Source organism: Pseudarthrobacter sp. AG30 (assembly GCF_003116525.1).
In the GTDB taxonomy this organism is placed as follows: Bacteria; Actinomycetota; Actinomycetes; order Actinomycetales; family Micrococcaceae; genus Arthrobacter.
Window position 1 is genome coordinate 223,058 of sequence record NZ_QEHL01000003.1, and the last position, 23,347, is coordinate 246,404.

Annotated in this window: 20 protein-coding genes; 16 read left to right on the top strand and 4 right to left on the bottom strand. The window is 66.9% G+C overall.

Annotated features, from left to right (window positions below; genetic code table 11):
- Nucleotides 1–81: 81 nt before the first annotated feature.
- From pyrR to DC347_RS04320, 13 genes are all read left to right on the top strand, one after another.
- On the top strand, nt 82–669 hold the full coding sequence (gene pyrR / locus DC347_RS04260; protein WP_018761425.1) for a bifunctional pyr operon transcriptional regulator/uracil phosphoribosyltransferase PyrR: 588 nt from the start codon (nt 82–84) through the stop codon (nt 667–669).
- Nucleotides 666–1,691 carry an aspartate carbamoyltransferase catalytic subunit gene (locus DC347_RS04265; protein WP_109044547.1) on the top strand — a complete coding sequence of 342 codons (1,026 nt, stop codon included), beginning with the start codon at nt 666–668 and terminating at the stop codon, nt 1,689–1,691. Before pyrR ends, DC347_RS04265 begins: the two co-directional genes overlap by 4 nt.
- Nucleotides 1,691–3,031, top strand: coding sequence for a dihydroorotase (locus DC347_RS04270; protein ID WP_109044548.1), 1,341 nt, complete (start codon nt 1,691–1,693; stop codon nt 3,029–3,031). The genes DC347_RS04265 and DC347_RS04270 overlap by 1 nt, the downstream gene beginning before the upstream one ends.
- Entirely contained in the window at nt 3,031–3,549 is a 519-nt protein-coding gene (locus DC347_RS04275) for a hypothetical protein (RefSeq protein WP_109044549.1), read from the top strand. Before DC347_RS04270 ends, DC347_RS04275 begins: the two co-directional genes overlap by 1 nt.
- Before the next feature lie 19 nt (nt 3,550–3,568).
- Nucleotides 3,569–4,783: a glutamine-hydrolyzing carbamoyl-phosphate synthase small subunit gene (carA, locus tag DC347_RS04280; RefSeq protein ID WP_240617690.1), complete on the top strand. Its 1,215-nt coding sequence runs from the start codon at nt 3,569–3,571 to the stop codon at nt 4,781–4,783.
- Entirely contained in the window at nt 4,783–8,106 is a 3,324-nt protein-coding gene (gene carB, locus DC347_RS04285; protein WP_109044551.1) for a carbamoyl-phosphate synthase large subunit, read from the top strand. Before carA ends, carB begins: the two co-directional genes overlap by 1 nt.
- Nucleotides 8,099–8,959, top strand: a complete 861-nt coding sequence (gene pyrF / locus DC347_RS04290) for an orotidine-5'-phosphate decarboxylase (protein ID WP_018761419.1) — start codon at nt 8,099–8,101, stop codon at nt 8,957–8,959. Before carB ends, pyrF begins: the two co-directional genes overlap by 8 nt.
- A 111-nt stretch (nt 8,960–9,070) precedes the next feature.
- On the top strand, nt 9,071–9,388 hold the full coding sequence (gene mihF, locus DC347_RS04295) for an integration host factor, actinobacterial type (protein WP_026264488.1): 318 nt from the start codon (nt 9,071–9,073) through the stop codon (nt 9,386–9,388).
- Nucleotides 9,389–9,434: 46 nt separating this feature from the next.
- Entirely contained in the window at nt 9,435–10,028 is a 594-nt protein-coding gene (gene gmk, locus DC347_RS04300; protein WP_018761417.1) for a guanylate kinase, read from the top strand.
- Between the two features lie 16 nt (nt 10,029–10,044).
- Nucleotides 10,045–10,305, top strand: a complete 261-nt coding sequence (gene rpoZ / locus DC347_RS04305) for a DNA-directed RNA polymerase subunit omega (protein WP_026264487.1) — start codon at nt 10,045–10,047, stop codon at nt 10,303–10,305.
- Between the two features lie 38 nt (nt 10,306–10,343).
- Nucleotides 10,344–11,582 carry a bifunctional phosphopantothenoylcysteine decarboxylase/phosphopantothenate--cysteine ligase CoaBC gene (coaBC, locus tag DC347_RS04310; protein ID WP_109044552.1) on the top strand — a complete coding sequence of 413 codons (1,239 nt, stop codon included), beginning with the start codon at nt 10,344–10,346 and terminating at the stop codon, nt 11,580–11,582.
- A gap of 76 nt (nt 11,583–11,658) precedes the next feature.
- The gene (metK, locus tag DC347_RS04315) at nt 11,659–12,894 is read left to right on the top strand and encodes a methionine adenosyltransferase (RefSeq protein WP_018761414.1); all 1,236 of its coding nucleotides are present in this window, start codon (nt 11,659–11,661) and stop codon (nt 12,892–12,894) included.
- A 90-nt stretch (nt 12,895–12,984) separates the two neighbouring features.
- Entirely contained in the window at nt 12,985–15,057 is a 2,073-nt protein-coding gene (locus DC347_RS04320) for a primosomal protein N' (protein ID WP_109044553.1), read from the top strand.
- A gap of 56 nt (nt 15,058–15,113) precedes the next feature.
- Here the strand turns inward: DC347_RS04320 and DC347_RS04325 are convergent, their stop codons facing one another.
- From DC347_RS04325 to DC347_RS04340, 4 genes are read right to left on the bottom strand one after another with little or no spacing between them, the layout of a single operon-like run.
- Nucleotides 15,114–16,190, bottom strand: coding sequence for a glycosyltransferase family 1 protein (locus DC347_RS04325; protein ID WP_109044554.1), 1,077 nt, complete (start codon nt 16,188–16,190; stop codon nt 15,114–15,116).
- Nucleotides 16,187–17,116, bottom strand: coding sequence for an alpha/beta fold hydrolase (locus DC347_RS04330; protein ID WP_109044555.1), 930 nt, complete (start codon nt 17,114–17,116; stop codon nt 16,187–16,189). Before DC347_RS04330 ends, DC347_RS04325 begins: the two co-directional genes overlap by 4 nt.
- A gap of 8 nt (nt 17,117–17,124) precedes the next feature.
- Nucleotides 17,125–17,994 carry an aldo/keto reductase gene (locus DC347_RS04335; RefSeq protein WP_109044556.1) on the bottom strand — a complete coding sequence of 290 codons (870 nt, stop codon included), beginning with the start codon at nt 17,992–17,994 and terminating at the stop codon, nt 17,125–17,127.
- Between the two features lie 19 nt (nt 17,995–18,013).
- Nucleotides 18,014–18,979, bottom strand: a complete 966-nt coding sequence (locus DC347_RS04340) for a sugar-binding transcriptional regulator (RefSeq protein ID WP_026264485.1) — start codon at nt 18,977–18,979, stop codon at nt 18,014–18,016.
- Nucleotides 18,980–19,105: 126 nt separating this feature from the next.
- On the opposite strand from DC347_RS04340, the gene DC347_RS04345 reads away from it, so the two are divergent.
- From DC347_RS04345 to glpK, 3 genes are all read left to right on the top strand, one after another.
- The gene (locus DC347_RS04345; RefSeq protein WP_206073881.1) at nt 19,106–20,932 is read left to right on the top strand and encodes a glycerol-3-phosphate dehydrogenase/oxidase; all 1,827 of its coding nucleotides are present in this window, start codon (nt 19,106–19,108) and stop codon (nt 20,930–20,932) included.
- Between the two features lie 89 nt (nt 20,933–21,021).
- Nucleotides 21,022–21,771 (top strand): MIP/aquaporin family protein, encoded by a 750-nt coding sequence (locus DC347_RS04350; protein WP_026264481.1) that lies wholly within the window; start codon nt 21,022–21,024, stop codon nt 21,769–21,771.
- Nucleotides 21,772–21,811: 40 nt separating this feature from the next.
- On the top strand, nt 21,812–23,326 hold the full coding sequence (glpK, locus tag DC347_RS04355; protein ID WP_109044557.1) for a glycerol kinase GlpK: 1,515 nt from the start codon (nt 21,812–21,814) through the stop codon (nt 23,324–23,326).
- Nucleotides 23,327–23,347: the final 21 nt, after the last annotated feature.

Below are 23,347 nucleotides of genomic sequence, written 5' to 3' on the forward strand. Positions count from 1 at the left end.
GCGAGGCGATGTGGTAATTTTGAACAGCAAATGTTCCTTTTTTAATTCCGTCCTGTGAGGCGGGGAAAGGGGAGACGAGCGTTGACTTCTGTCACCAGCGCACCGGTTCCAGCCAGGGTTGTCCTCAGCCAGGCGGACATCGACCGGGCACTCACTCGTATCGCCCACGAGATCCTCGAAGCCAACAAGGGATCCCGGGACTTGGTCCTGCTGGGCATTCCCCGCCGCGGATACCCGCTGGCTGTCCGGCTGGCCGAAAAAATCGCGGCTGCCGACGCCACCGTGGACGCCGCCGCCATCGTGGGCCAGCTTGACGTCACCATGTTCCGCGACGATCTTTCCCACCAGGGGACCCGGCCGCCGTACCCCACCAAACTGCCCCGGACGGGGATCGACAACAAGGTAGTGGTGCTGATTGACGACGTCCTGTACTCGGGACGCACCATCCGCGCCGCCCTGGACGCCCTCGTTGACCTCGGCCGCCCGCGCATCGTCCGGCTGGCCGTCCTGATCGACCGGGGCCACCGCGAACTTCCCATCCGTGCTGACCATGTGGGCAAAAACCTGCCCACCTCCTCCGCCGAAAAGGTACGGGTCCGGCTCGAGGAGACCGACACACCCCAAGGCGGATCACCGGTCAACGAAGTCGTGATCGAGGGCGGCGCATGAAACACCTCCTGTCCACCCAGGATCTCAGCCATGAAAATGCCATCCGCATCCTGGACACCGCCGAGGAAATGTCTGCCGTGGGCGAGCGGGAGGTCAAGAAACTCCCGGCCCTGCGCGGACGCACGGTGGTCAACCTTTTCTTCGAGGACTCCACCCGGACCCGGATCTCCTTTGAAGCCGCAGCCAAGCGGCTCTCTGCCGATGTGATCAACTTCGCCGCGAAGGGGTCCTCGGTATCCAAGGGAGAATCCCTCAAGGACACCGCCCAGACGCTGTCCGCCATGGGGGCCGACGCCGTCGTCATCCGCCACTGGGCTTCCGGCGCGCCGCACCGGCTCGCCGCAACGGACTGGATCGACGCCGGCGTCATCAACGCCGGTGACGGCACCCACGAACACCCCACCCAGGCCCTCCTGGACGCCTTCACCATGCGCCGGCACTGGGCGCGGCTGGCCGGAACGGCGTCGGAGGGAACAGACCTCAAAGGCCTGCGCGTCGCGATCGTCGGCGATGTCCTGCACTCACGCGTGGCACGGTCCAACGTCTGGTTGCTCCGGACCCTGGGCGCGGAGGTCACCTTGGTGGCGCCACCCACCCTGCTGCCGGTCGGCGTCGAACAATGGCCCTGCAACGTCAGCTATGACCTCGACCAAACCCTGGCAAACGGCGTGGACGCCGTCATGATGCTCCGCGTCCAGGGCGAACGCATGAACGCCTCGTTCTTCCCCAGCACCAGGGAATACTCCCGCCGCTGGGGCTTCGACGACAACCGGCTTCGCGCCCTGGACGACCTCGGCATGACAGACACCATCATCATGCACCCAGGTCCCATGAACCGGGGCCTGGAAATCAGCGCCGCCGCAGCCGACTCACCCCGGTCCACCGTCCTGGCACAGGTCCGCAACGGCGTGTCCGTTCGGATGGCCGCACTGTACCTGCTGCTCTCCGGGGATTCCCGCGAACCAGCCGCAACCCGGGCCCCGGCCTACACCACCGCCGCGCCCATCAAGGAGAGCATCTGATGACGACCACCACCGGAACCTACCTCATCAAGGGCGCCTCCATCCTGGGCGGCGAAGCCTCGGACGTGCTGATCCGTGACGGCATCATCGCCGAGATCGGCCACGGCCTGGAGGCCGGCGGAGCCACGGTGATCGACGCCGCCGGCTGCGTGGCGTTGCCCGGCATGGTGGATGTCCACACCCACCTGCGCGAACCCGGCCGCGAGGACGCCGAAACCGTCGAAACCGGAACCCGCGCAGCGGCCCTGGGTGGTTACACGGCTGTCCATGCCATGGCCAACAGCACCCCCGTCGCCGACACCGCCGGCGTCGTCGAGCAGGTCTACACCCTGGGCCGGGCCGCAGGCTGGGTGGACGTGCGTCCGGTCGGGGCCGTCACGGTCGGACTGGCGGGGGAGCAGCTGGCGGAACTTGGCGCCATGGCCGACTCCCGCGCCCGGGTCCGGATGTTCTCCGACGACGGCATCTGCGTCCACGATCCCGTCCTGATGCGCCGGGCGCTGGAATACGTCAAGGCGTTCGACGGCGTCGTGGCCCAGCACGCGCAGGAACCCCGCCTCACCGCCGGGGCACAGATGAACGAGGGCGACGTCTCCGCGGTTCTCGGCCTGACCGGCTGGCCTGCCGTCGCCGAGGAAAGCATCATCGCCCGCGACGTCCTGCTGGCCCAGCATGTTGGCTCGCGGCTGCACGTCTGCCACGTATCCACGGCAGGCTCCGTGGAAATCATCCGCTGGGCCAAGGAACGGGGCATCGACGTCACCGCCGAGGTGACCCCGCACCACCTGCTGCTGACCGATGACCTCGTGCGCAGCTACGACCCCGTCTTCAAGGTCAACCCGCCGCTGCGCACCGATGCCGACGTCCAGGCATTGCGTGCCGGGCTCGCAGACGGCACGATCGACGTTGTGGGTACCGACCATGCACCGCACCCCAGCGAGCACAAGGAATGTGAATGGGCGCAGGCCGCCATGGGCATGACCGGACTTGAAACGGCCCTCTCAGTCGTGCAGCACGCCATGATCGAAACCGGACTGATGACATGGGGGGACTTCGCCCGCGTCACCTCCACGGCCGCGGCGAAGATCGGGCGGCTGTCCGACCAGGGACGGCCCATCGAAGCCGGTGAGCCCGCCAACCTCATTTTGGTGGACCCGGCAGCCCGCTGGACCGTCGATCCGTCCACGATGGCCACCATGGGCCGCAACTCGCCGTTCAAGGGCCGGGAACTGCCGGGCAAGGTGGTGGCCACCTTCTACAAGGGACACCCCACGGTGCTCGAGGGTGCACTGAACACGCCCCACCCCGACGCCGCAGCCACCACGGCGGGCGTTGCCTGATGGACAAAATCCTCCCCGGACTTGCCATGCTGGCGGTCGTCGCCGTCGTCTTTGTCCTCCTGGGCATCGGCTGGCGCAACCGGCTCAGGCGCCAGGCCGACGTCGAACAGCTGCCCGAGGTGCCTGCGGCACCCGGTGAACCCGCCGCCGTCGCCGAAGGGCAGTACGTTGCCACCACCACCGCCGGTGACTGGCTCGACCGGATCGCCGTCCACGGCCTTGGGATCCGCACCAACGCAACCCTCGCGGTCTACCCGCACGGCGTCCTCTACGAACGGGCCGGAGCGCCGGCGCTCTACATCCCTGCCGCTTCCCTGACCGGTGTCCGGCAGGACAGCGGCATGGCCGGGAAGTTCGTCGAGAAAGACGGCCTGCTCGTGCTGGCCTGGATGCTCGGCGCGCATGAGCTTGACACCGGCTTCCGGACCCGACGCGCCGCCGACAAAGACGTGCTTTACCGGGCCCTTCAGGAATTGATTTCGTCAGCCCCAGCGGCTGGTGCCACCAGTGGAAAGTAAGACAGTGAAAGCGAATACATTGACAGCAACCACCTCCGCTCCTGTGTCAGCCCCCGCTGCGCTGGTTCTCGAAGACGGCCGCATTTTCCGAGGCACCAGCTACGGCGCCACCGGCACCGCCCTGGGCGAGGCCGTCTTCGCCACCGGCATGACCGGCTACCAGGAAACCATTACCGACCCGTCCTATGCCCGCCAACTCGTGGTACAGACGGCACCCCACATCGGCAACACCGGTGTGAACAGCGAGGACGCCGAGTCCCGGCGGATCTGGGTGGCCGGCTACATTGTCCGGGACGCTGCCCGCCGGCCCTCCAACTGGCGCTCCGAGCGCTCCCTTGACGAGGAGCTGGTGGCCCAGGGCATCGTCGGCATCCAGGGCGTGGACACCCGAGCCATCACCCGCCACCTGCGCGAGCACAAGACCATGCGCGCCGGCATCTTCTCCGGCGGGGCGGCAGAGGCCACGGACAAGGAACTGCTCGACGCCGTCCTGGCCAGTGCGCCCATGGAAGGTTCCCGCCTGGCCGAGGAGGTCAGCGTCGACGAAGCCTACGTCGTGGAACCAAAGGACCACGGCTGGGAAGGTGAACCCCGCTTCACCATCGCGGCGATCGACCTCGGCATCAAGGCCATGACCCCGGTACGGTTCGCCGAGCGGGGCGTCCGCGTCCATGTGCTGCCGGCCACCGCCACCCTTGAGGATGTCAAGGCCGTCAACCCGGACGGTTTCTTCATGTCCAACGGCCCTGGCGACCCAGCGACCGCAGACGCCCAGGTCAAGCTGCTCCGCTCAGTCTTGGACGAAAAGCTGCCGTACTTCGGCATCTGCTTCGGCAACCAGATCCTGGGCCGGGCATTGGGCTTTGGCACGTACAAGCTCCGCTACGGACACCGCGGCATCAACCAGCCCGTGATGGACCGCCGCACCGGGAAGGTCGAAATCACCTCCCAGAACCATGGCTTCGCCGTGGACGCCCCGCTCGACGGCGCCACCCAGGCGCCGGAATCACGGTACGGCCGGGTGGAAGTCAGCCACATCAGCCTGAACGACGATGTTGTGGAAGGCCTCGCCTGCCTGGATATCCCGGCGTTCTCCGTGCAGTACCACCCCGAAGCTGCCGCCGGCCCGCACGACGCCGCGTACCTGTTCGACCGCTTCATCGACCTGATGGCGGACACCAAGGACGCTGAAACCAAGACTGCCAACGACAACAAGACCGAGGACAAGAAGTAATGCCAAAACGTACAGACCTCAAAAGCGTCCTCGTCATTGGTTCCGGCCCGATCGTCATCGGCCAGGCCGCCGAATTCGACTACTCCGGCACGCAGGCCCTGCGCGTCCTCAAGGAGGAGGGCCTTCGCGTCATCCTCGTGAACTCCAACCCGGCCACCATCATGACCGACCCCGAGTTCGCCGACGCCACCTACGTTGAGCCCATCACCCCTGAGGTGGTGGAGAAGATCATCGCCAAGGAACGGCCGGACGCCGTCCTGCCCACCCTGGGCGGGCAGACCGCGCTGAACACCGCCATCGCCCTGGACAAGAACGGTGTACTGGAGAAGTACAACGTCGAGCTGATCGGTGCCAACATCGCCGCTATTGAGCTGGGCGAGGACCGGGAAAAGTTCAAGGGCGTCGTGGAGCGCTGCGGCGCGGAATCCGCCCGCAGCCACATCATCCACAGCATGGATGAAGCCCTCACGGCAGCCGACGACCTGGGCTACCCCATGGTGGTCCGCCCCTCCTTCACCATGGGCGGCCTGGGCTCCGGACTGGCCTACAACGAGGACGACCTGCGCCGCATTGTCGGCCAGGGCCTGCAGTACAGCCCCACCAGCGAGGTGCTGCTCGAGGAGAGCATCCTGGGCTGGAAGGAATACGAGCTCGAAATGATGCGGGACAAGAACGACAACGTGGTTGTCGTCTGCTCCATCGAGAACTTCGACCCCGTGGGCGTGCACACCGGTGACTCCATCACCGTTGCTCCGGCGCTGACCCTCACTGACCGCGAGTACCAGAAGCTGCGCGATGTCGCCATCGCCGTCATCCGCGAGGTGGGCGTCGATACCGGCGGCTGCAACATCCAGTTCGCCATCGACCCCGCCACCGGCCGTGTGGTGGTCATCGAAATGAACCCGCGCGTCTCCCGCTCCTCCGCACTGGCTTCCAAGGCCACCGGCTTCGCGATCGCCAAGATCGCCACCAAGCTCTCGCTGGGCTACACCCTGGACGAGATCCCCAACGACATCACCCAGAAGACCCCGGCGTCCTTCGAACCCACCCTCGACTACGTGGTGGTCAAGGTCCCGCGCTTCGCCTTCGAGAAGTTCCCTGCGGCGGACAACACCCTTACCACCACCATGAAGTCGGTGGGCGAGGCCATGGCGATGGGCCGCAACTTCACCGAAGCACTGCAGAAGGCACTGCGCTCCCTGGAACAGAAGGGCTCGCAGCTGGACTTCAGCAGCGTCCCTGAATGGGAAGTGGCCGAACTCATCGAAAAGGCCAAACGCCCCACCACCGAGCGCCTGCACCAGGTCCAGCGCGCCCTCCTGGGCGGCGCCACCGTGGAGCAGCTTTTCGAGGCCACCAAGATCGATCCCTGGTTCCTTGACCAGCTCCAGCTGCTCAACGAGATCTCCCGCGAAATCCGGCAGGCCGGTGCTCTGACAGCGGACATGCTCAAGCGCGCCAAGCGCCACGGTTTCTCTGACGAGCAGATCGGCTCCCTCACGCACAACCCTGAGGCAGTGGTCCGGGGCGTCCGCCAGGCCCTCGGCATCCGCCCCGTCTACAAGACCGTTGACACCTGCGCCGCCGAATTCGCCGCCTACACGCCGTACCACTATTCGGCCTATGACGAGGAGGACGAGGTCGCGCTGCACTCCAAGCCGTCCATCCTGATCCTCGGCTCAGGCCCCAACCGCATCGGCCAGGGCATCGAGTTCGACTACTCCTGCGTCCACGCGTCCATGGCGCTCCGCAAGGCCGGCTATGAGACCGTCATGGTCAACTGCAACCCGGAAACCGTCTCCACCGACTACGACGTCTCCACCCGGCTGTACTTCGAGCCCCTTACGCTGGAGGACGTCCTCGAGGTCATCGCGGCGGAGGAACGCACGGGCGGCGTCATGGGCGTGTTCGTCCAGCTCGGCGGCCAAACCCCGCTGAAGCTGGCGCAGCAGCTCGCCGACGCCGGCGTGCCCATCCTGGGTACCTCACCGGAGGCCATCGACCTCGCCGAGCACCGTGGCGCCTTCTCCCGCGTGCTGGACAAGGCCGGCTTGGTGGCGCCGAAGAACGGTACGGCCGTCTCCTTCGAGGACGCCAAGAAGATTGCCGATGAGATTGGCTACCCCGTCCTGGTCCGCCCGTCCTACGTGCTGGGCGGCCGCGGCATGGAAATCGTCTACGACGAGCCGAACCTCTCGCGCTACATCGCCAACGCCACCGAGATCACCCCGGACCACCCGGTCCTGATCGACCGGTTCCTGGAAGACGCCGTCGAGATCGACGTCGATGCCCTCTTCGACGGCACCGACATGTACCTGGGCGGCATCATGGAACACATCGAGGAAGCCGGCATCCACTCCGGTGACTCCGCCTGCGTCCTGCCGCCCATCACCCTGGGCAGCAATGTCATTGATCGGGTCCGCGTGGCCACCCGCGCCATCGCCGAGGGCGTGGGCGTGCGCGGCCTGATCAACATCCAGTTCGCGCTGGCCTCGGACGTCCTGTACGTCCTGGAAGCCAATCCGCGCGCCTCCCGGACCGTGCCGTTCGTGTCCAAGGCCACCGGCGTCCAGATGGCCAAGGCCGCCGCGCTGATCGGCACCGGCGTGACCATCAACCAGCTGCGCAGCGCCTACAAGATGCTGCCCGAAACCGGCGATGGATCCACCCTCCCGCTGGACGCGCCCGTGGCCGTCAAGGAAGCCGTGCTGCCGTTCAGCCGGTTCCGGACGCTCGAGGGCAAGGTGGTGGACTCCCTGCTCGGGCCCGAGATGCGTTCCACCGGCGAAGTCATGGGCATCGACAAGCACTTCGACACCGCCTTCGCCAAGAGCCAGGCGGGCGCGAACAACGCCCTGCCCACCGAAGGCAAGGTCTTTGTGTCCGTGGCCAACCGGGACAAGCGCTCGGTGATCATGGGCGTCAAGCGGCTCTCGGACCTCGGTTTCGAGATCGTCTCCACCGGCGGCACCGCCGATGTCCTGCGCCGCAACGGCATCCAGGCCACCCCGGTACGCAAGGTGGCCGAGGGCAGCAGCGCCGAAGGGGAAGGCACCATCGCCGACCTCATCGTCGCGGGAGAGATCGACATGGTCTTCAACACCCCGTCCGGCGGCGAAGCCCGCAGCGACGGCTACGAGCTCCGGGCCGCGGCCACGTCCATCGGCATTCCGTGCATCACCACGGTGGCCGAGTTCAACGCCGCCGTCCAGGCCATCGAAGCCATGCGCACCTACGAGTGGTCCGTCACCAGCTTGCAGGAGCACGCGGCTGCCCTCGCCGAGTCGCAGCAGAAGGCGAAGGCGGCCCTGCAGCATGCCTGAGCAGGTACCGGGCGCCGGCCGGGAGTCTTTTGGATCCCGGCTGGGCGCCGCCATGGCATCCCGCGGTCCGCTCTGCGTGGGCATCGACCCGCACCCGGCGCTGCTGGAAAGCTGGGGCCTGGACGACGACGCCGCCGGGCTGAGGCGGTTTTCGCTGACGGTCCTTGAGGCCGTGGCTCCGCTCGCTGCCGCGGTGAAGCCCCAGGTGGCCCTTTACGAACGGCATGGATCCGCCGGTATTGCCGTGCTGGAAGAGGTCCTGGCCGGGGCCCGCGAGCAGTCGGTGCTCAGCATCGCCGATGCCAAGCGCGGGGACATCGGATCCACCATGGCCGCCTACGCCGACGCGTGGCTCCGTGACGGCTCCCCGCTGGCGGCGGACTCGGTCACCCTCAGCCCCTATCTGGGGTTCGAGTCCTTGCGGCCGGCGCTGGACCTTGCCGCGGACACAGGCCGGGGCGTGTTCGTCCTCGCCCTGACGTCCAACCCGGAGGGCGCCTCCGTCCAGCACGTTGGCGGCAGCGATTCGGTGGCGCGCAGGATCACCACCGCCGCAGCCGCGGAGAATGCCCGCTACGCAGGAAACCTGGGGTCCGTGGGCCTGGTGGTGGGCGCCACCGTTGGCACAGCGCTGACGGACCTCGAGCTGGACCTCGCAGCAGTCCGTGGCCCCATCCTGGCGCCGGGCCTTGGCGCCCAGGGAGCTACCCCTGCCGACCTCCGGGCCACGTTCGGCGCCGCGTACCCGCTGGTCCTGGGAACCTCCAGCCGGGACATCCTCTCGGCGGGACCCCGGCCGGGCGGATTGAGGGAAGCTGCCCAGCGCACCTTGGACGGGCTGCGGGGACAATAGTCCGCCAATTCCCCGGATGCATTGCTTCAGGCTGCACCAAAGGGTATTTTCAGGACAGGTCCAAGGGCGGCCGCCCTTGGATGAAATCCGCCGACTCCGGGGGTGTCCGTGATGGTCCTGCGACCTTTATCTGCGACTGAACGGGCCGAGGCCTTGGGCAAGGCGGCGGCGGCAAGGGCCACCCGGGCAGCGGCCAAGGAAAGCCTTCGAAACGGGGACAGGTCCGCGGCGGACATCATTGGCTCAGCCCTTGAGGACGACGCCCTGGCCCGGATGAAGGTGTCCGAACTCCTTGAAGCCCTTCCCGGCATCGGGAAGGTGCGGGCCGCGGCCATCATGCAGCAGTTGGGCATTGCGGCCTCCCGCCGGGTCCGCGGGCTGGGCGTCCACCAGCGGCGGGCGCTGGTAGATTTTATTGACGAGCATTAGCGCAGGCCGGCCGCCTGCGCTTCCCCACCTCCAGCAAAAGGAATACGTGAGCAAGAAACCCGGACTGACAGTCCTCGCAGGTCCGACGGCTGTTGGCAAAGGCACCGTGTCCACCTACATCCGGGACAACTACCCCGAAGTCTGGCTTTCCGTCTCGGCCACCACCCGCGCCCCCCGGCCCGGGGAAGAGGATGGCGTCCACTACTTCTTCAAGTCCAAGGAAGAATTCGAGCAGCTCATCGCCGACGGTGAACTGCTGGAATGGGCCGTGGTCCACGGCCAGAACACCTACGGCACGTTGAAGAGCACCGTGAACCGGGCTATCGCCGAGGGCCGCTCAGTCCTGCTGGAGATCGACCTGCAGGGCGCCCGGCAGGTCAAGGCGGCAGTTCCGGACGCGCAGTTCGTCTTCCTGGCGCCGCCGACGTGGGACGAGATGGTGCGGCGGCTGGTGGGCCGGGGGACCGAAACCCCCGAGGAACAGCAGCGCCGGCTGGAAACCGCTAAACTGGAACTTGCTGCTGAACCGGAGTTCGACCACACCGTCATCAATGATGACGTCCGCCGGGCAGCGGACGAGCTTGTTTCACTCATGGGGCTGACCCCGCATCCACATCTGCCGGAACCGTCAGCCCGCTAGGAATTTGGAGGAATTCGTGTCTACGAACCTTGAAGGCATCATCAACCCGCCGATCGACGATCTGCTGAAGGTAGCGGATTCCAAGTACGGCCTGGTGATCTTCGGTGCCAAGCGTGCTCGTCAGATCAACGCCTACTACGCCCAGCTGCACGAGGGCCTGTTCGAATATGTCGGCCCCCTGGTCGATACCAAGCTGAACGAGAAGTCGCTCTCGATCGCCCTGCGCGAGATCAACGAAGGCAAGCTGGTTTCCACGCCGATCGAAGCCGCAGAGTAATCCTGCAGCCGAACTGACTTGCTGTTGACGGAGGTCACGTGCGCATAGTCCTCGGAGTCGGGGGAGGGATTGCCGCCTACAAGGTGGCATCGCTCCTCCGGCTTTTTACTGAAGCCGGCCATGACGTCACGGTGATCCCCACCGAGGCGTCCACCCGGTTCGTCGGTACCGCCACCTGGGAGGCTTTGTCCGGCAACCCGGTCAGCAACAGCGTTTTTGATGACGTGCACCTGGTCAACCACGTACGGCTGGGCCACGAGGCCGACCTCGTGGTCGTCGCACCCGCCACGGCCGACCTCCTGGCCAAGGCAGCCACCGGCCAGGCCGGCGACCTCCTGACCAACACGCTGCTTATGGCCCACGGCCCGGTGCTCTTTGCCCCGGCCATGCACACGGAGATGTGGCAACATGCCGCCACGCGCGCCAACGTGGAAACTCTCCGCGGGCGTGGTGCTGCAGTCCTTGAACCCGCCTCCGGCAGGCTGACAGGGGCAGACTCGGGACCGGGCAGGCTCCCGGAACCCCAGGCCATCTTCGACGCCGCCATGGCGCTGGTGCAGGGCCGGTCCGATTACCAGCTTCCGCTGGCAGGACGCACCGTCACCATCAGCGCCGGCGGAACCCGGGAACCCCTGGACCCGGTCAGGTTCCTCGGCAACCGGTCCTCCGGCAAGCAGGGCGTGGCGCTGGCCGTTGCCGCGCGGAATGCCGGGGCCACCGTGCGCTTGCTGGCAGCCCACATGGAGGTCCCGGCGCCGGCAGGGGTTGAGGTGCAACGTGTGGAGACGGCCCTGGAGCTCCGTGAGGCCGCACTGGCTGCAGCAGCCGATTCCGACGTGATCATCATGTCCGCTGCCGTGGCCGATTTCCGGCCCGCAGAAGTCTCGGACACCAAAATCAAGAAGCGGGACGACACCGCCGACCCCGTCATCACCCTGGTCCGCAACCCGGACATCCTGCAGGAACTCGTGGAGCAGCGCAACGCATCCCGTGCCGGAAGCGGCCAGCTCGTGGTCGGCTTCGCCGCCGAAACCGGAGACAGCCAGGGCGACGTCCTGGCCTACGCCCAAGCCAAACTGCAGCGCAAGGGCTGCGACCTGCTGGTGGTCAACCACGTGGGGATCGACAAGGTCTTTGGCCAGGACTCCAACGCGGTGGTCATCCTCTCCCGGGCCGGCTCCGAACCACAGGAGGCGTCCGGGACCAAAACCGAGGTCTCGGAAGCCATCATCAGGCGCATCAGCTTTGAACTGAACCACGTTTCGCCCCGCGCCTGAAGTGTTTCAGGCCACGTTTGCTTAGCACGGGGACATCTCCCGCCTGGCAACCAACACCAACCAGTAAGGTAGTTGAGTGACTTTACCGCTGCACCTTCCCCAGGCCCACGGGGCCACGCCCGCCGCGCTCCGGCTCTTCACGTCCGAGTCGGTCACCGAGGGCCATCCGGACAAGATCTGCGACCAGATCAGCGACGCCATCCTGGACGCGCTGCTGGCAGCCGACCCCGAGTCGCGCGTGGCCGTGGAAACCATGGCCACCACGGGCCTGGTGCACGTGGCAGGCGAAGTCACCACCGACGCCTACGTCGAGATCCCGCAGATCGTCCGTGAGACCATCCTGGGAATCGGCTACGATTCCTCGGCCAACGGCTTCGACGGCGCCCGGTGCGGCGTCTCCGTCTCCATCGGACAGCAGTCCAACGACATTGCCGGCGGTGTGTTCAACTCACTCGAGGCGCGCGAGGGCCGCCAGGAGGACGATTACGACCTCCAGGGCGCAGGGGACCAGGGCCTGATGTTCGGCTACGCCAGCGACGAGACCCCTTCCTACATGCCGACGCCGATCTGGCTCGCCCACCGGCTGTCCGAACGACTCACCGAGGTCCGCAAGACGGGCCAGCTGGCCTACCTCCGCCCGGACGGCAAGACCCAGGTGACCGTTGGCTACGACAAAGACGTCCCCGTCTCCGTGGAGACAGTAGTGATCTCCAGCCAGCACGCCGACGGCGCAAGCCTCGAGCAGCTCCGCGCGGACCTCGCCGCCATCGTGATCGAACCCGTTCTTGCCGGCGCCAACCTGGACCTCTCGCGCACCGCCAACATCCTCAACCCGGCCGGTGAGTTCGTTATCGGCGGACCGGTTGGGGACGCCGGACTCACCGGCCGCAAAATCATCGTGGACACCTACGGCGGCATGGCCCGCCACGGCGGTGGCGCCTTCTCCGGCAAGGACCCGTCCAAGGTGGACCGCTCTGCTGCCTACGCCATGCGCTGGGTTGCCAAGAACGTGGTGGCCGCAGGACTGGCCAAGCGCGCCGAGATCCAGATCGCGTACGCTATCGGCCAGGCCCGGCCCGTGGGAACGTACGTGGAGACGTTCGGCACCGAGACCGTGGACCCGGCCAGGATCAGCGCCGCCATCGCCGAGATCTTCGACCTCCGCCCGCGCGCCATCATTGACGCCCTTGACCTGAAGCGGCCCATCTACGCAAAGACCGCCGCGCACGGGCACTTCGGCCGCGACGATCCTGACTTCACCTGGGAACGCCTGGACCGGGTGGATGACCTGAAGGCATTCTTCAACGCCTGACAGTCCCCGTGAGGCGTCCGGAAGACCAATGTCAGTGCCCGGTGCTTGGCTGTCCTTGTCCAACCCGGTAGCTGAACGGAGGTAACCGCCATGGTTGCTGACAGTTCCGTCCAGCCATCGTTGCTGCAGGGATTTCCGGTTCGGACTCCGTCCGCCGGAGCCATGGCAGCACAGCTGCCGGTGGCGCGGGTTCTCGTGGAGTCCTCCCTCCCGCACCTGGACCGGCCTTTCGACTACGCCGTCCCGGCCTCCCTTGACCGGGAGGCCCGGCCCGGGGTGCGGGTCAAGGTCAAGTTCAACGGCCAGGACCTCAACGGCTTCCTCCTCGAACGGGTGGCGGAGTCCGACGCCGGACATGCCCTGGTGCCCCTGGCCAAGGTCGTTTCACCGGTTCCGGTCCTCACGCCCGCCGTCCGGGACCTGGCCACCGCAGTCGCCGCCCGGTACGCCGGTACCGTCAGCGATGTCCTCCGCCTCGCCGTTCCACCCCGCGTCGCCAGGCTGGAGAAGGAATACCCGGGCGCCTACGCGGAAGCGGAAGTCGGAACCACTCCCGCCGCCGCCGGCCCCTCAGCCTGGGCGGACTACCGCACCGGTGCGGCCTTCCTTCGGCACCTGGCCGCCGGTGGAGCGCCGCGCGCGGTGGTCAACCCGCTCCAAGGCTACGGACCCGCCGGGTGGCCGCACCTCCTCGCCGAAGCCGCTGCCGCCGCCTACACCTCGGGCCGCGGCGCCCTGCTGGTGGTGCCGGACTACCGCGACCTTGACCGCCTCGAGGCAGCACTCAAGGACGTGCTGCCGGATGACGCCGTGGCACGGCTCACCGCAGACGACGGCCCCACGCCCCGGTACCGCAACTACCTTCGCCTGCTGGCCGGCACCGCCAAAGTGGCCATCGGCACCCGGTCTGCCGCCTTCGCACCGGTACCGGACCTCGGCCTGGTCGCCTGCTGGGACGACGGGGACGACCTCCACATCGAGCAACGCGCACCCTACCCGCACGCCCGGGAAGTCCTGCTCCTGCGGGCGGAACAGGAAGGCGCCGCCTGCCTCCTGGCCGGGCACTCGCGCAGCACGGAGGTCCAGCGGCTGGTGGAGTCCGGGTGGGCCATCCCCGTGAGCACCCCGCGTAACACCCTGCGGGCCACCGTTCCGCGGGTCGTCAGCACCGCCGATACCTTCGAGCAGGCCCGCGACCCGCTCGCAACGGTCGCCCGGCTTCCGCACGCGGCCTGGCAGGCCGCCAAGGAAGGCCTGGAGCGCGGACCTGTCCTGGTGCAGGTGGCCAGGTCCGGCTACGCGCCGTCACTGGTCTGCGAAACGTGCCGCGAGCCGGCACGCTGCGGAACCTGCCAGGGGCCGTTGGCGCTGGCAGGCACGTCGGCGCTTCCTCAGTGCCGCTGGTGTTCGACGCCGGCACCGGACTGGAGCTGCACCCACTGCGGCGGCCGGCGGCTCCGGAAAGGGGCCACCGGGGTCCTGCGTACTGCGGAGGAGCTGGGGAGGGCTTTTCCCGGCAAAACCGTCGTTACCTCCTCCGGTGACCAGGTAAAGGCCAGGGTGGGGGAGGCAAAGGCCCTGGTGGTGGCCACGGTGGGGGCGGAGCCGGTCGCGGCCGGCGGCTATGCAGCGGCCCTGCTCCTGGACGGCGACTCCCTGCTGCGGCGGGAAACCCTCCGCGCCGGCGAGGACACGGTCAGGCGGTGGCTGAACGCCGCGGCACTGGTGCGCCCTGCCCCGGACGGCGGACTGGTGGTGGTGACGGCCACGGACACCGCTGCCACAGGCGCCCTGCTCCGTTGGGATCCTGCCGGCTATGCCCAGCGGGAGCTGGCCCTGAGGATGGAACTCCAGTTGCCCCCGGCGGTCCGGATCGCATCTGTCACCGGGCCGCGACCCGCCGTCGAACACTTCACGGCCGCCGTGGAGGCCGGGCTCGGCAGCGCCGGAATAACGGTGCGCACCGCAGGCCCGGCGCCGCTGGTGCTGACCGCTCCGCCGTCCGGGAGGCGCTCGGCCGAGGACGTCCGGACCCTGCTGTTCTTCCCGTATGGCCAGGCGGCCGCCGTCGTCCGTGTCCTGCGGGCCACCCGGGCGGCCGCGGCCGCCAAGCGGACCGTGGAGCCGGTACAGTTGCGCCTGGACGGCGTGGACGTCCTGTAACGGGTTGGCAGCACGGTGCTTGTTGCCGCGCCTGCGTCACCGGACTGGAGACGCGCTCAGCGCCGCCTGTTCGCCACCACTTCGTGTGCCGCATCCACCAGTTGCCTCGCCGATTCGTCCCAGCTGAATTCGGCGGCCCGCGCCACGGAACGCCGGGACATGTCCTGCCAATGCCCGTCATCCTGCAACTGCGCCACCGCGTGCGCGAACTGTTCGGGGGAGCCCGGGTCCACGTACAGGGCTGCGTCCGCGCCCACCTCGCGGAAGATCGGGATGTCGCTGGCGATCACCGGCGTCCCCACAGCCATGGCTTCCACCAGGGGGAGCCCGTAGCCCTCGGCCCTGGACAGGCTTACCAGTGCGGTGGCCCGCCGCAGCAGCCCGTCATACTCCTCGTCGGTGACGCCGTTGTGGAACACCACGGCGGCGCCCGGCGGCACCAGGCCTTCGAGTTCCGCGCGCCGTTGTGGACTGATCCGGCTCAGCAGGTGCAGGGTGTAGCCGGGCAGCCCGGACATGCCGGCCACCATGGTTTCCACGTTCTTGTAGGGCATGAACGAGCCCATGTAGATGAGCGTCTTGTCCGCGCCGTCACCCGGGGTGCGGTGGACCTGGGCCGGCTGGGGGGCGTTGGCGATGATGCGCACCGGCCGGCGGGTCAGGCGGTACTTGGCGATGAGCGCCTCCGTGGTCCGGCTGATGGTGGCCACCGTGTCGGCCCGGTTCAGCAGCAGCCGCTGGGGCCAGAACGCCTTGTGGTAGAGGCGCCAGAGCAGCCTGACCGGGGCCGGCAGGAATCCCGGGGGAGCGGGGTGCTCGTAGTAGATGAGGTCGTGCAGCGTCAGGATCAGGCCGTACTTCCTGCCCCAGGTGCCCATGGTCTGCATGGGGCACACCACCACATCGGCGCCGAGGCCGTTGACCTTGCGGGCCACGAACAGCTCCAGCGGTGAGAGCGGACTGTTGATCAGCGTGTACGGAACATCCGGCAGGAGGGCGAGCTGGCGGACGTCGGAGACCAGCATGGAGACGTCTGCGATTTTCGCCGTGGCGGCGATCAGGCTGGCCCCGTAGCGGCTGATGCCGTCATGGTGGTCGGTGCGGGTAAAGCGGGCGTCGATAACTATCTTCACGCGGGATGATCCTTCAGGAAGCTGCGGATGTGGCGGGCGGCGGGCTCCGGCGTTTCGTAGTGGATCAGGTGTCCGACGCCGGGAATCACCTTCAGCTCCCCGTCCGGCAGCAGTGCCAGGAGGCGCTGCTGGCTGGGAAGCGTGGCTATTTCGTCCCTTTCGCCGGCCACCAGCAGCACGGGGAGCTCCAGCCGGCCGGCCACCTGGGCCACGTGGTTGCTGACCGACGCCGTGAAGGACTCCAGCAGGCTGTCGCGGTCGGCGAAGGAACTGAAGTACGCGTGGTGCTGGCCGTGGATGAATGCCCGCAGTTCCTTGTCGCGTGTCTTGGCCATGGTCTCGCTCATGACGCGCACAATCAGCCGGTTGCGCAACAGGGCCAGCCCCGGTTTGCGGGGGAGCCTTGCCGCCAGCCGGTAGTACAGGACTGCCAGCCGCGTCATCACGCCTTTGGGCCCCTCCAGCGCCGGGGCAGCAATGGGGTTGATGAGGATCAGGGGACGGACTGCGCCGGGGTGGCCGGCCACAAAGTGCGCTGCCACGATCGAACCGAAAGAGTGGCCCAGCAGGACGGTGTCCGGTCCCAGCCCGCGGGCCGCCATGAAGTCGCTGACGAACTGTCCGTAGCGTTCCACCGAATGCTCGTCCCGCCCGAAGGCGTCGGACCTGCCAAAGCCCGGCAGGTCGGGCATGATGATGCGCATGTCCGGCAATTGGTCCGCGACGCGCAGGAGCCCGTGATGGTCGCCCCGGAAACCGTGGATCACCAGGATGGTGCGGGTTTCCGGTGTTTCCTCCAGCGGCTCGTAGGTCCAGAACGCCACGCTGCCGCCGTCGAGGGTTACGGTGCCGGCCGAAGTCCGCGCTGCCAGTGCGGCACTCACGTATGCCGGCGCAGGGGAGGTCCCCGGGTTCACGGTATCCATGCCCGCGCCTAGTTGACGTTGTCCGGATGCGAACCGGTGCGCTGCCCGCGGTCCAACGCAGTAATCGCGGCCAGGTCCCGTTCGGAAAGCTCGAACCCGAAGACGTCCAGGTTCTCCCGGATGCGGGCCTCCGAACTTGCCTTGGGGATGGCAATGTTGCCCAGCTGCATGTGCCAGCGCAGGATTACCTGCGCCGGGGTCCTGCCGTGCTCGGCGGCGCAGGCTTCGATGACCGGATCCGCAAGCACCTGGCCGCGGCCCAGCGGGCTCCATGCTTCGGTCCGGATACCCAGGTCAGCGTGCTTGCTGCGCAGTTCTTCCTGCTGCAGCCAGGGGTGCAGTTCGATCTGGTTCACGGCAGGAACCACTTCGGCGCTTTGCAGGAGCCGGTCAAGGTGGGCGGGCTGGAAGTTGCTGACGCCGATGGCGCGGACACGGCCTTCGCGGTAGAGGGTCTCCAGTGCGCGGTACGTTTCCGGGAACAGCCCGCGCCGCGGGCATGGCCAATGGATCAGGTACATGTCCACGTAGTCCAGGCCCAGGTTGACCATGGAGTCGTCGAAGGCACGCAGCGTGGAGTCGTAGCCGTGATGGTCGTTCCAGACCTTGGTGGTGATGAAAACGTCCTCCCGGGTCAGGGAAGGGGACAGCTCCCCGGACCCGCCGCTTCCGGTTCCGTCGCCAAGCTGGGAACTGATGCCGCGCGCGACGCCGGTCTCGTTTCCGTACATGGCCGCGGTGTCGAAGTGGCGGTAGCCTGCCGCGAGCGCCGTGGCCACCAGGCCTTCTGCGTCCGCCGCCGGCACCTTATACAGCCCAAAGCCAAGCTGGTCGATCAGCACGCCGTTGTTCAGGCTGAGCCGGGGTGAGGTTCTCATGGAAACGACTCTACCCACTTCAGCTTGTCAGGCCCTCGTAATCGACCAGCCGGCGGGCGGTGGCTTCGTCCAGGATCAGGTCCGTGGCCAGCCTCGCGGCCAAGGCCCCGCGGAGGCCGTTGATCTTGGAGACACCTGAGACCACGCAGATCCTCCGGCGCACCTGGCGCAACTGGGCAAGTGCCGGCCCGGTGGAGCGTTCGTTCAGGACGATCCCGTTGGAGGAACCGTCGGCCCGGAAGAACACGGTGGCTACGTCCCCCACCACGTCCGAGTTGGCCAGCGCGTTCAGGTCCTCCTCGTCGAGGTATCCGCCCGCGTAGACGTGGCTGGGGTAGTCGGCGTGCACCGAACCGACACCGAAGATGGCAATGCTCATCTTGGCCTGGAGTTCCAGGACGCGCTGCACGCTGCGTTCATTCCACATGGCCGTCTTGGTGGCGGCGTGGTCGAAGAATGCCGGGACGGGAAACTGCTCCACCCGTGCGCCGTAGGCGCTGCCAAACCTTCGCATGATGTCACTGGCGTAGGTAATGCCCGTGGTGTGCATGTTTCCTGCGCCGTTGAGCTGGACGATAACGCTGTCGTGGGTGATCTTCCGGGTGAGGTGCCGGCTGACCGCGCTGAGGGTGGATCCCCAGGCAACGCCGATGATGGCATTGGAGTCCACCAGGGGACCGATGGTGCGTGCGGCCTGCATGGCCACGCGGTCCAGGGTTTCGGCTTCGTTGAGCGTCCCCAGGACGGGAACAACGTGCACGTCAAGGTTGTACCGGCGCCGGATCATGCCTTCCAACTCCGGGCCGGTATCGAGCGGATTGCGGATCTGGATCTGCACCAGCCCCGATTCCCTGGCGGCGGACAGGAGGCGTGAAACGGTGGACCGGGAGGTACGCAGTTCGCGTGCGATCGCATCCATGGTGAGGTCCTGCAGATAGTACATTTGTGCAGCTCGGAGGGCATCTGCGTCCCTGGAGAGAGTCATCTCATTTCCCATCTGCACGTTTGTGCATAGTGCTTGACTCCATTTTCCATATCTCCAAAGAATAGAGCAGAACGGCGGCACGCCACGGTGGCAGCCGCATCACTCAAAGCCCCAAGGGAGTTTGTTTTGGGACCCAAGGAACCAACTGTCCATCTGTCTGCCGGCGCGCCCCGGTCCGGAGCCGAACGCTCATCGGTACACAGCCTCCGGCGCAGGCCGCACGCCAAAGTACTCGTGGTGGGCGGCGGCATTAACGGGGTAGGTACGTTCCGCGACCTGGCTTTGCAGGGCGTCGACGTCGCGCTCGTGGAGCGCGGAGATTACTGCCAGGGCGCCAGCGGCGCATCGTCGCACATGATCCACGGCGGGATCCGCTACCTCGAAAACGGCGAGTTCCGCCTGGTGCGCGAATCCGTGGTGGAACGCAACCGGCTGCTGAAGATCGCGCCGCATTACGTCAAGCCGCTGCAGACCACCATTCCCATCTTCAGCACGTTCTCGGGCATCCTGTCCGCGCCTATGCGCTTCCTGACCCACAAGCAGCAGGGCAAGCCGAAGGAGCGCGGCGCGTTCCTTATCAAAGTCGGGCTGAGCCTCTACGATTCGTTCTCCCGCGACGGCGGCACCGTGCCGCGGCACCAGTTCCGCACGCACAAGGCCGCCCTCAAGGAGTTGCCTGCCCTCCGTCCGGACGTCAAATACACTGCCACCTACTTTGATGCCTCCGTGCACAACCCGGAGCGGCTCACCCTCGACGTCCTGCAGGACGGCGTGAAGGCCGGCCGCCCCGCGGGGACGGAGCAGGCCCACAACGCACAGGGCAACACGGCGCGTGCCAGCAACTACCTGTCCCTGCAGTCCATGTCTCCGGCACCCAACCCGGGGACCGGGCGGGGCAGCACCGTCCGGCTCCGTGACGAACTCACCGGCGAGGAGTTCGATTTCACGGCGGACGTCATCGTGAACACCACCGGCGCGTGGGTGGACCTCACCAACGGAGCCATGGGTGCCGCGTCATCCTTCATGGGCGGCACCAAGGGCTCGCACATCGTGCTTGACCACCCGGGCCTCCTTGCCGCGTGCCGGGGCCGCGAAATCTTCTTTGAGCACACTGACGGCCGGATCGTCCTGATCTACCCGATGGGTGACCGGGTCCTGGTGGGTACCACCGACGTCGACGCCGACATGTCCGAGGACGCCGTCTGCACCGACGACGAGATTGCGTACTTCTTCGACCTGATCGGGCACGTTTTCCCGTCCGTCGACGTGACTCCTGAACACATCGTGTATACGTTCTCCGGGGTCCGCCCCCTGCCACGCCATGACGCCACCCAGCCCGGCTTCGTCTCCCGCGACTACCGCATCGAACGCCGCACCTCCGGACAGGACGCGGGCTCCGCCGTCGTCCTGAGCCTGGTAGGCGGCAAGTGGACAACGTTCCGCGCCCTCGCAGAGCACCTCGCCAACGACGTCCTCGCCGAACTCGGCATGCAGCGCAAGGTTTCAACCGCGCAGCTGCCCATCGGCGGCGGTGCCGGATTCCCCGCTGACGATAACGGCGTCCAGCAGTGGATCAAGGCGCACATGTCGGCCGGCCGGGACGCGGACCGCACGGCGGGCCTGCTGACCCGCTACGGAACGCGGGCCGAAGAAGTGATCGGGTACCTCGACGCCGCCCCTGACCAGGCGCTGCGTTCCACCCGTGAGCTCAGCGTCCGGGAACTGGAATACATGGCGGCACACGAACAAGTGGGCCATCTGGTGGATGTCCTGATCCGGCGCACCTCCCTGGCCTTCCGGGGACTCGTCACCGGCGAGCTGCTCAACGAGCTCGCCGAGGTGCTCTCCGGACCGCTCAATTGGGACGCTGCGACGCGCACCGCAGAGATCAAGCACGCCCAGGACGTGCTGCAGCGTTTCCACCGGGTGGAAACGCACAGCCTGGTCTCCTGAGGCCGGGCGGGGCCGGGGGAGCGAGTTACCCCGGCCCAACGGCCCTCCACCCGCGGAGGGCCGACAACTAAAAACAGAAGGAGTCAAAGATGTCTCTAGGAATAGTTTTCCTCTCCGAAGTCTTTGGTACCGGCATGCTGACCCTCTTGGGTTGCGGCGTCGTTGCCAACGTGGCTTTGCGGGGAACAAAAGGCAACAACGGCGGGTTCCTCATGGTCACATGGGGGTGGGGAATAGCCGTCTTCGCGGGTGTCTTCGTTGCCGCCAAGTCGGGCGCGCACCTGAATCCCGCCGTCACGCTCGGCCTGTTGCTTAACGGCAAAGCCGAGTACGCCCCGGGAGTCACCGTGGATTTCGCCTCCACCCTGACCTACTTTGGCGGCGAAATGCTGGGCGCGTTCCTCGGCGCCGTGGTCTGCTGGCTGGCATACAAGCAGCACTTCGACGACGAACCTGAGCCCGCCGGCAAGCTCGGCGTGTTTTCCACCGGGCCGGCCATCCGGTCCACGCCCTGGAACGTCATTACCGAGGTCATTGGCACCTTCGTGCTGGTGCTGGTCATCCTGACCCTCGGCGGAACCCCCTCCGGGCTCGGCCCGCTCGCCGTTGCCCTGCTCGTGGTAGGCATCGGTGTTTCCCTCGGCGGCCCGACGGGCTACGCCATCAACCCCGCGAGGGACCTTGGACCCCGCATCGCCCACGCATTGCTTCCCATCAAGGGCAAGGGCTCCAGCGACTGGGCCTACTCCTGGGTGCCCGTCGTCGGACCCTTGATCGGCGGCGCACTCGGTGGCCTCGTGGCCCGCGTTGTCCCCATCATCGTCACAGCAGCATCCTGAACCCATACGACAGATCAACAAACCGGACAAGGACGTCATCATGAACCAGTACGTAATCGCTATCGATCAGGGCACCACCAGCACCCGCGCCATCATCTTCGACCACAGCGGCGCCATTGTCTCCTCCGGCCAGATGGAACACGAACAGATCTTCCCGCAAGCCGGCTGGGTGGAGCACGACGCCACGGAAATCTGGAACAACACCCGTGAGGTCATCGGCTCCGCGCTTTCCAAGGCGAACCTGACACGGCACGATATTGCCGCCGTCGGCATCACCAACCAGCGCGAAACCGCCGTGGTGTGGGACAAGACCACCGGCAAGCCGGTCTACAACGCCATCGTGTGGCAGGACACCCGGACCCAGGACATCGTCGATGAACTGTCCAAGGACGGCGGCGGAGACCGGTTCAAGCAAAAAGTGGGGCTCCCGCTGGCAACCTACTTCTCCGGGACCAAGATCAAATGGATCCTGGACAACGTCGACGGCGCCCGCGAAAAGGCAGAGGCCGGGGACCTGGTGTTCGGCAACACCGACGCCTGGGTCCTGTGGAACCTGACAGGCGGCGTGGACGGCGGCGTTCACGTCACCGATGTCACCAACGCGTCCCGCACGCTGTTCATGGACCTTGACACTCTCCAGTGGGATGACGAAATCCTTGGCATCTTCGGCGTGCCGCGCAGCATGATGCCGGAAATCAAGTCCTCCTCCGAGGTCTACGGCGAGGTCCACGGATCCCAGCTGCTCCGCGAGACACCGGTAGCAGGGATCCTGGGCGACCAGCAGGCGGCAACCTTCGGGCAGGCAGCCTTCGACACCGGCGAAGCCAAGAACACCTACGGCACCGGCTGCTTCCTGATCTTCAACACCGGCGAGGAGATCGTCCACTCCAAGAACGGGCTTCTCACCACCGTTGGCTATAAGCTCGGCGACGCCAAGCCGCACTACGCCCTCGAAGGATCCATCGCCGTCACGGGTTCCCTCATCCAGTGGCTGCGGGACAACCTGGGCATGATCAGCAGCGCGCCGGAGGTGGAGACCCTGGCCGCGGCCGTAAAGGACAACGGCGGCGTGTACATCGTCCCCGCGTTTTCCGGTCTCTTCGCTCCCTACTGGCGCTCGGATGCACGTGGCGCGATCGTCGGCCTGACCCGCTTCGTCAACAAGAACCACATCGCCCGGGCTGCCCTGGAAGCCACCGCGTTCCAGACCCGCGAAGTGCTCGACGCCGTCAACGCGGACTCCGGCGTGCCGCTGAGCGAGCTGAAGGTCGACGGCGGCATGGTCGCCAACGATGCCCTCATGCAGTTCCAGGCCGACATCCTGGGTGTTCCGGTGATCCGGCCCAAGGTCGTGGAAACCACGGCGTTGGGCGCCGCCTACGCGGCCGGCCTCGCCGTGGGCTTCTGGAAGGACCTGGGCGAACTGTCCGCGAACTGGTCCGAGGACAAGCGGTGGGAGCCGCAAATGGACAAGGCGGAGCAGGAGCGCCAGCTGCGCCTCTGGAAGAAGGCCGTGACCAAGTCCATGGACTGGGTTGACGAGGACGTGAAGTAGGCCGACGAGCCGATGCCTTCA

Bases quoted from the DNA above. Each gene is read 5' to 3' on its own strand.
- pyrF (WP_018761419.1), top strand. From the start codon at position 8,099: ATGCCTGAGCAGGTACCGGGCGCCGGCCGGGAGTCTTTTGGATCCCGG.
- DC347_RS04350 (WP_026264481.1), top strand. From the start codon at position 21,022: ATGTCTCTAGGAATAGTTTTCCTCTCCGAAGTCTTTGGTACCGGCATG.
- DC347_RS04335 (WP_109044556.1), bottom strand. From the start codon at position 17,994: ATGAGAACCTCACCCCGGCTCAGCCTGAACAACGGCGTGCTGATCGAC.
- DC347_RS04320 (WP_109044553.1), top strand. From the start codon at position 12,985: ATGGTTGCTGACAGTTCCGTCCAGCCATCGTTGCTGCAGGGATTTCCG.
- glpK (WP_109044557.1), top strand. From the start codon at position 21,812: ATGAACCAGTACGTAATCGCTATCGATCAGGGCACCACCAGCACCCGC.
- DC347_RS04340 (WP_026264485.1), bottom strand. From the start codon at position 18,979: ATGACTCTCTCCAGGGACGCAGATGCCCTCCGAGCTGCACAAATGTAC.
- DC347_RS04275 (WP_109044549.1), top strand. From the start codon at position 3,031: ATGGACAAAATCCTCCCCGGACTTGCCATGCTGGCGGTCGTCGCCGTC.
- DC347_RS04270 (WP_109044548.1), top strand. From the start codon at position 1,691: ATGACGACCACCACCGGAACCTACCTCATCAAGGGCGCCTCCATCCTG.
- DC347_RS04265 (WP_109044547.1), top strand. From the start codon at position 666: ATGAAACACCTCCTGTCCACCCAGGATCTCAGCCATGAAAATGCCATC.
- mihF (WP_026264488.1), top strand. From the start codon at position 9,071: ATGGTCCTGCGACCTTTATCTGCGACTGAACGGGCCGAGGCCTTGGGC.
- DC347_RS04330 (WP_109044555.1), bottom strand. From the start codon at position 17,116: ATGGATACCGTGAACCCGGGGACCTCCCCTGCGCCGGCATACGTGAGT.
- carB (WP_109044551.1), top strand. From the start codon at position 4,783: ATGCCAAAACGTACAGACCTCAAAAGCGTCCTCGTCATTGGTTCCGGC.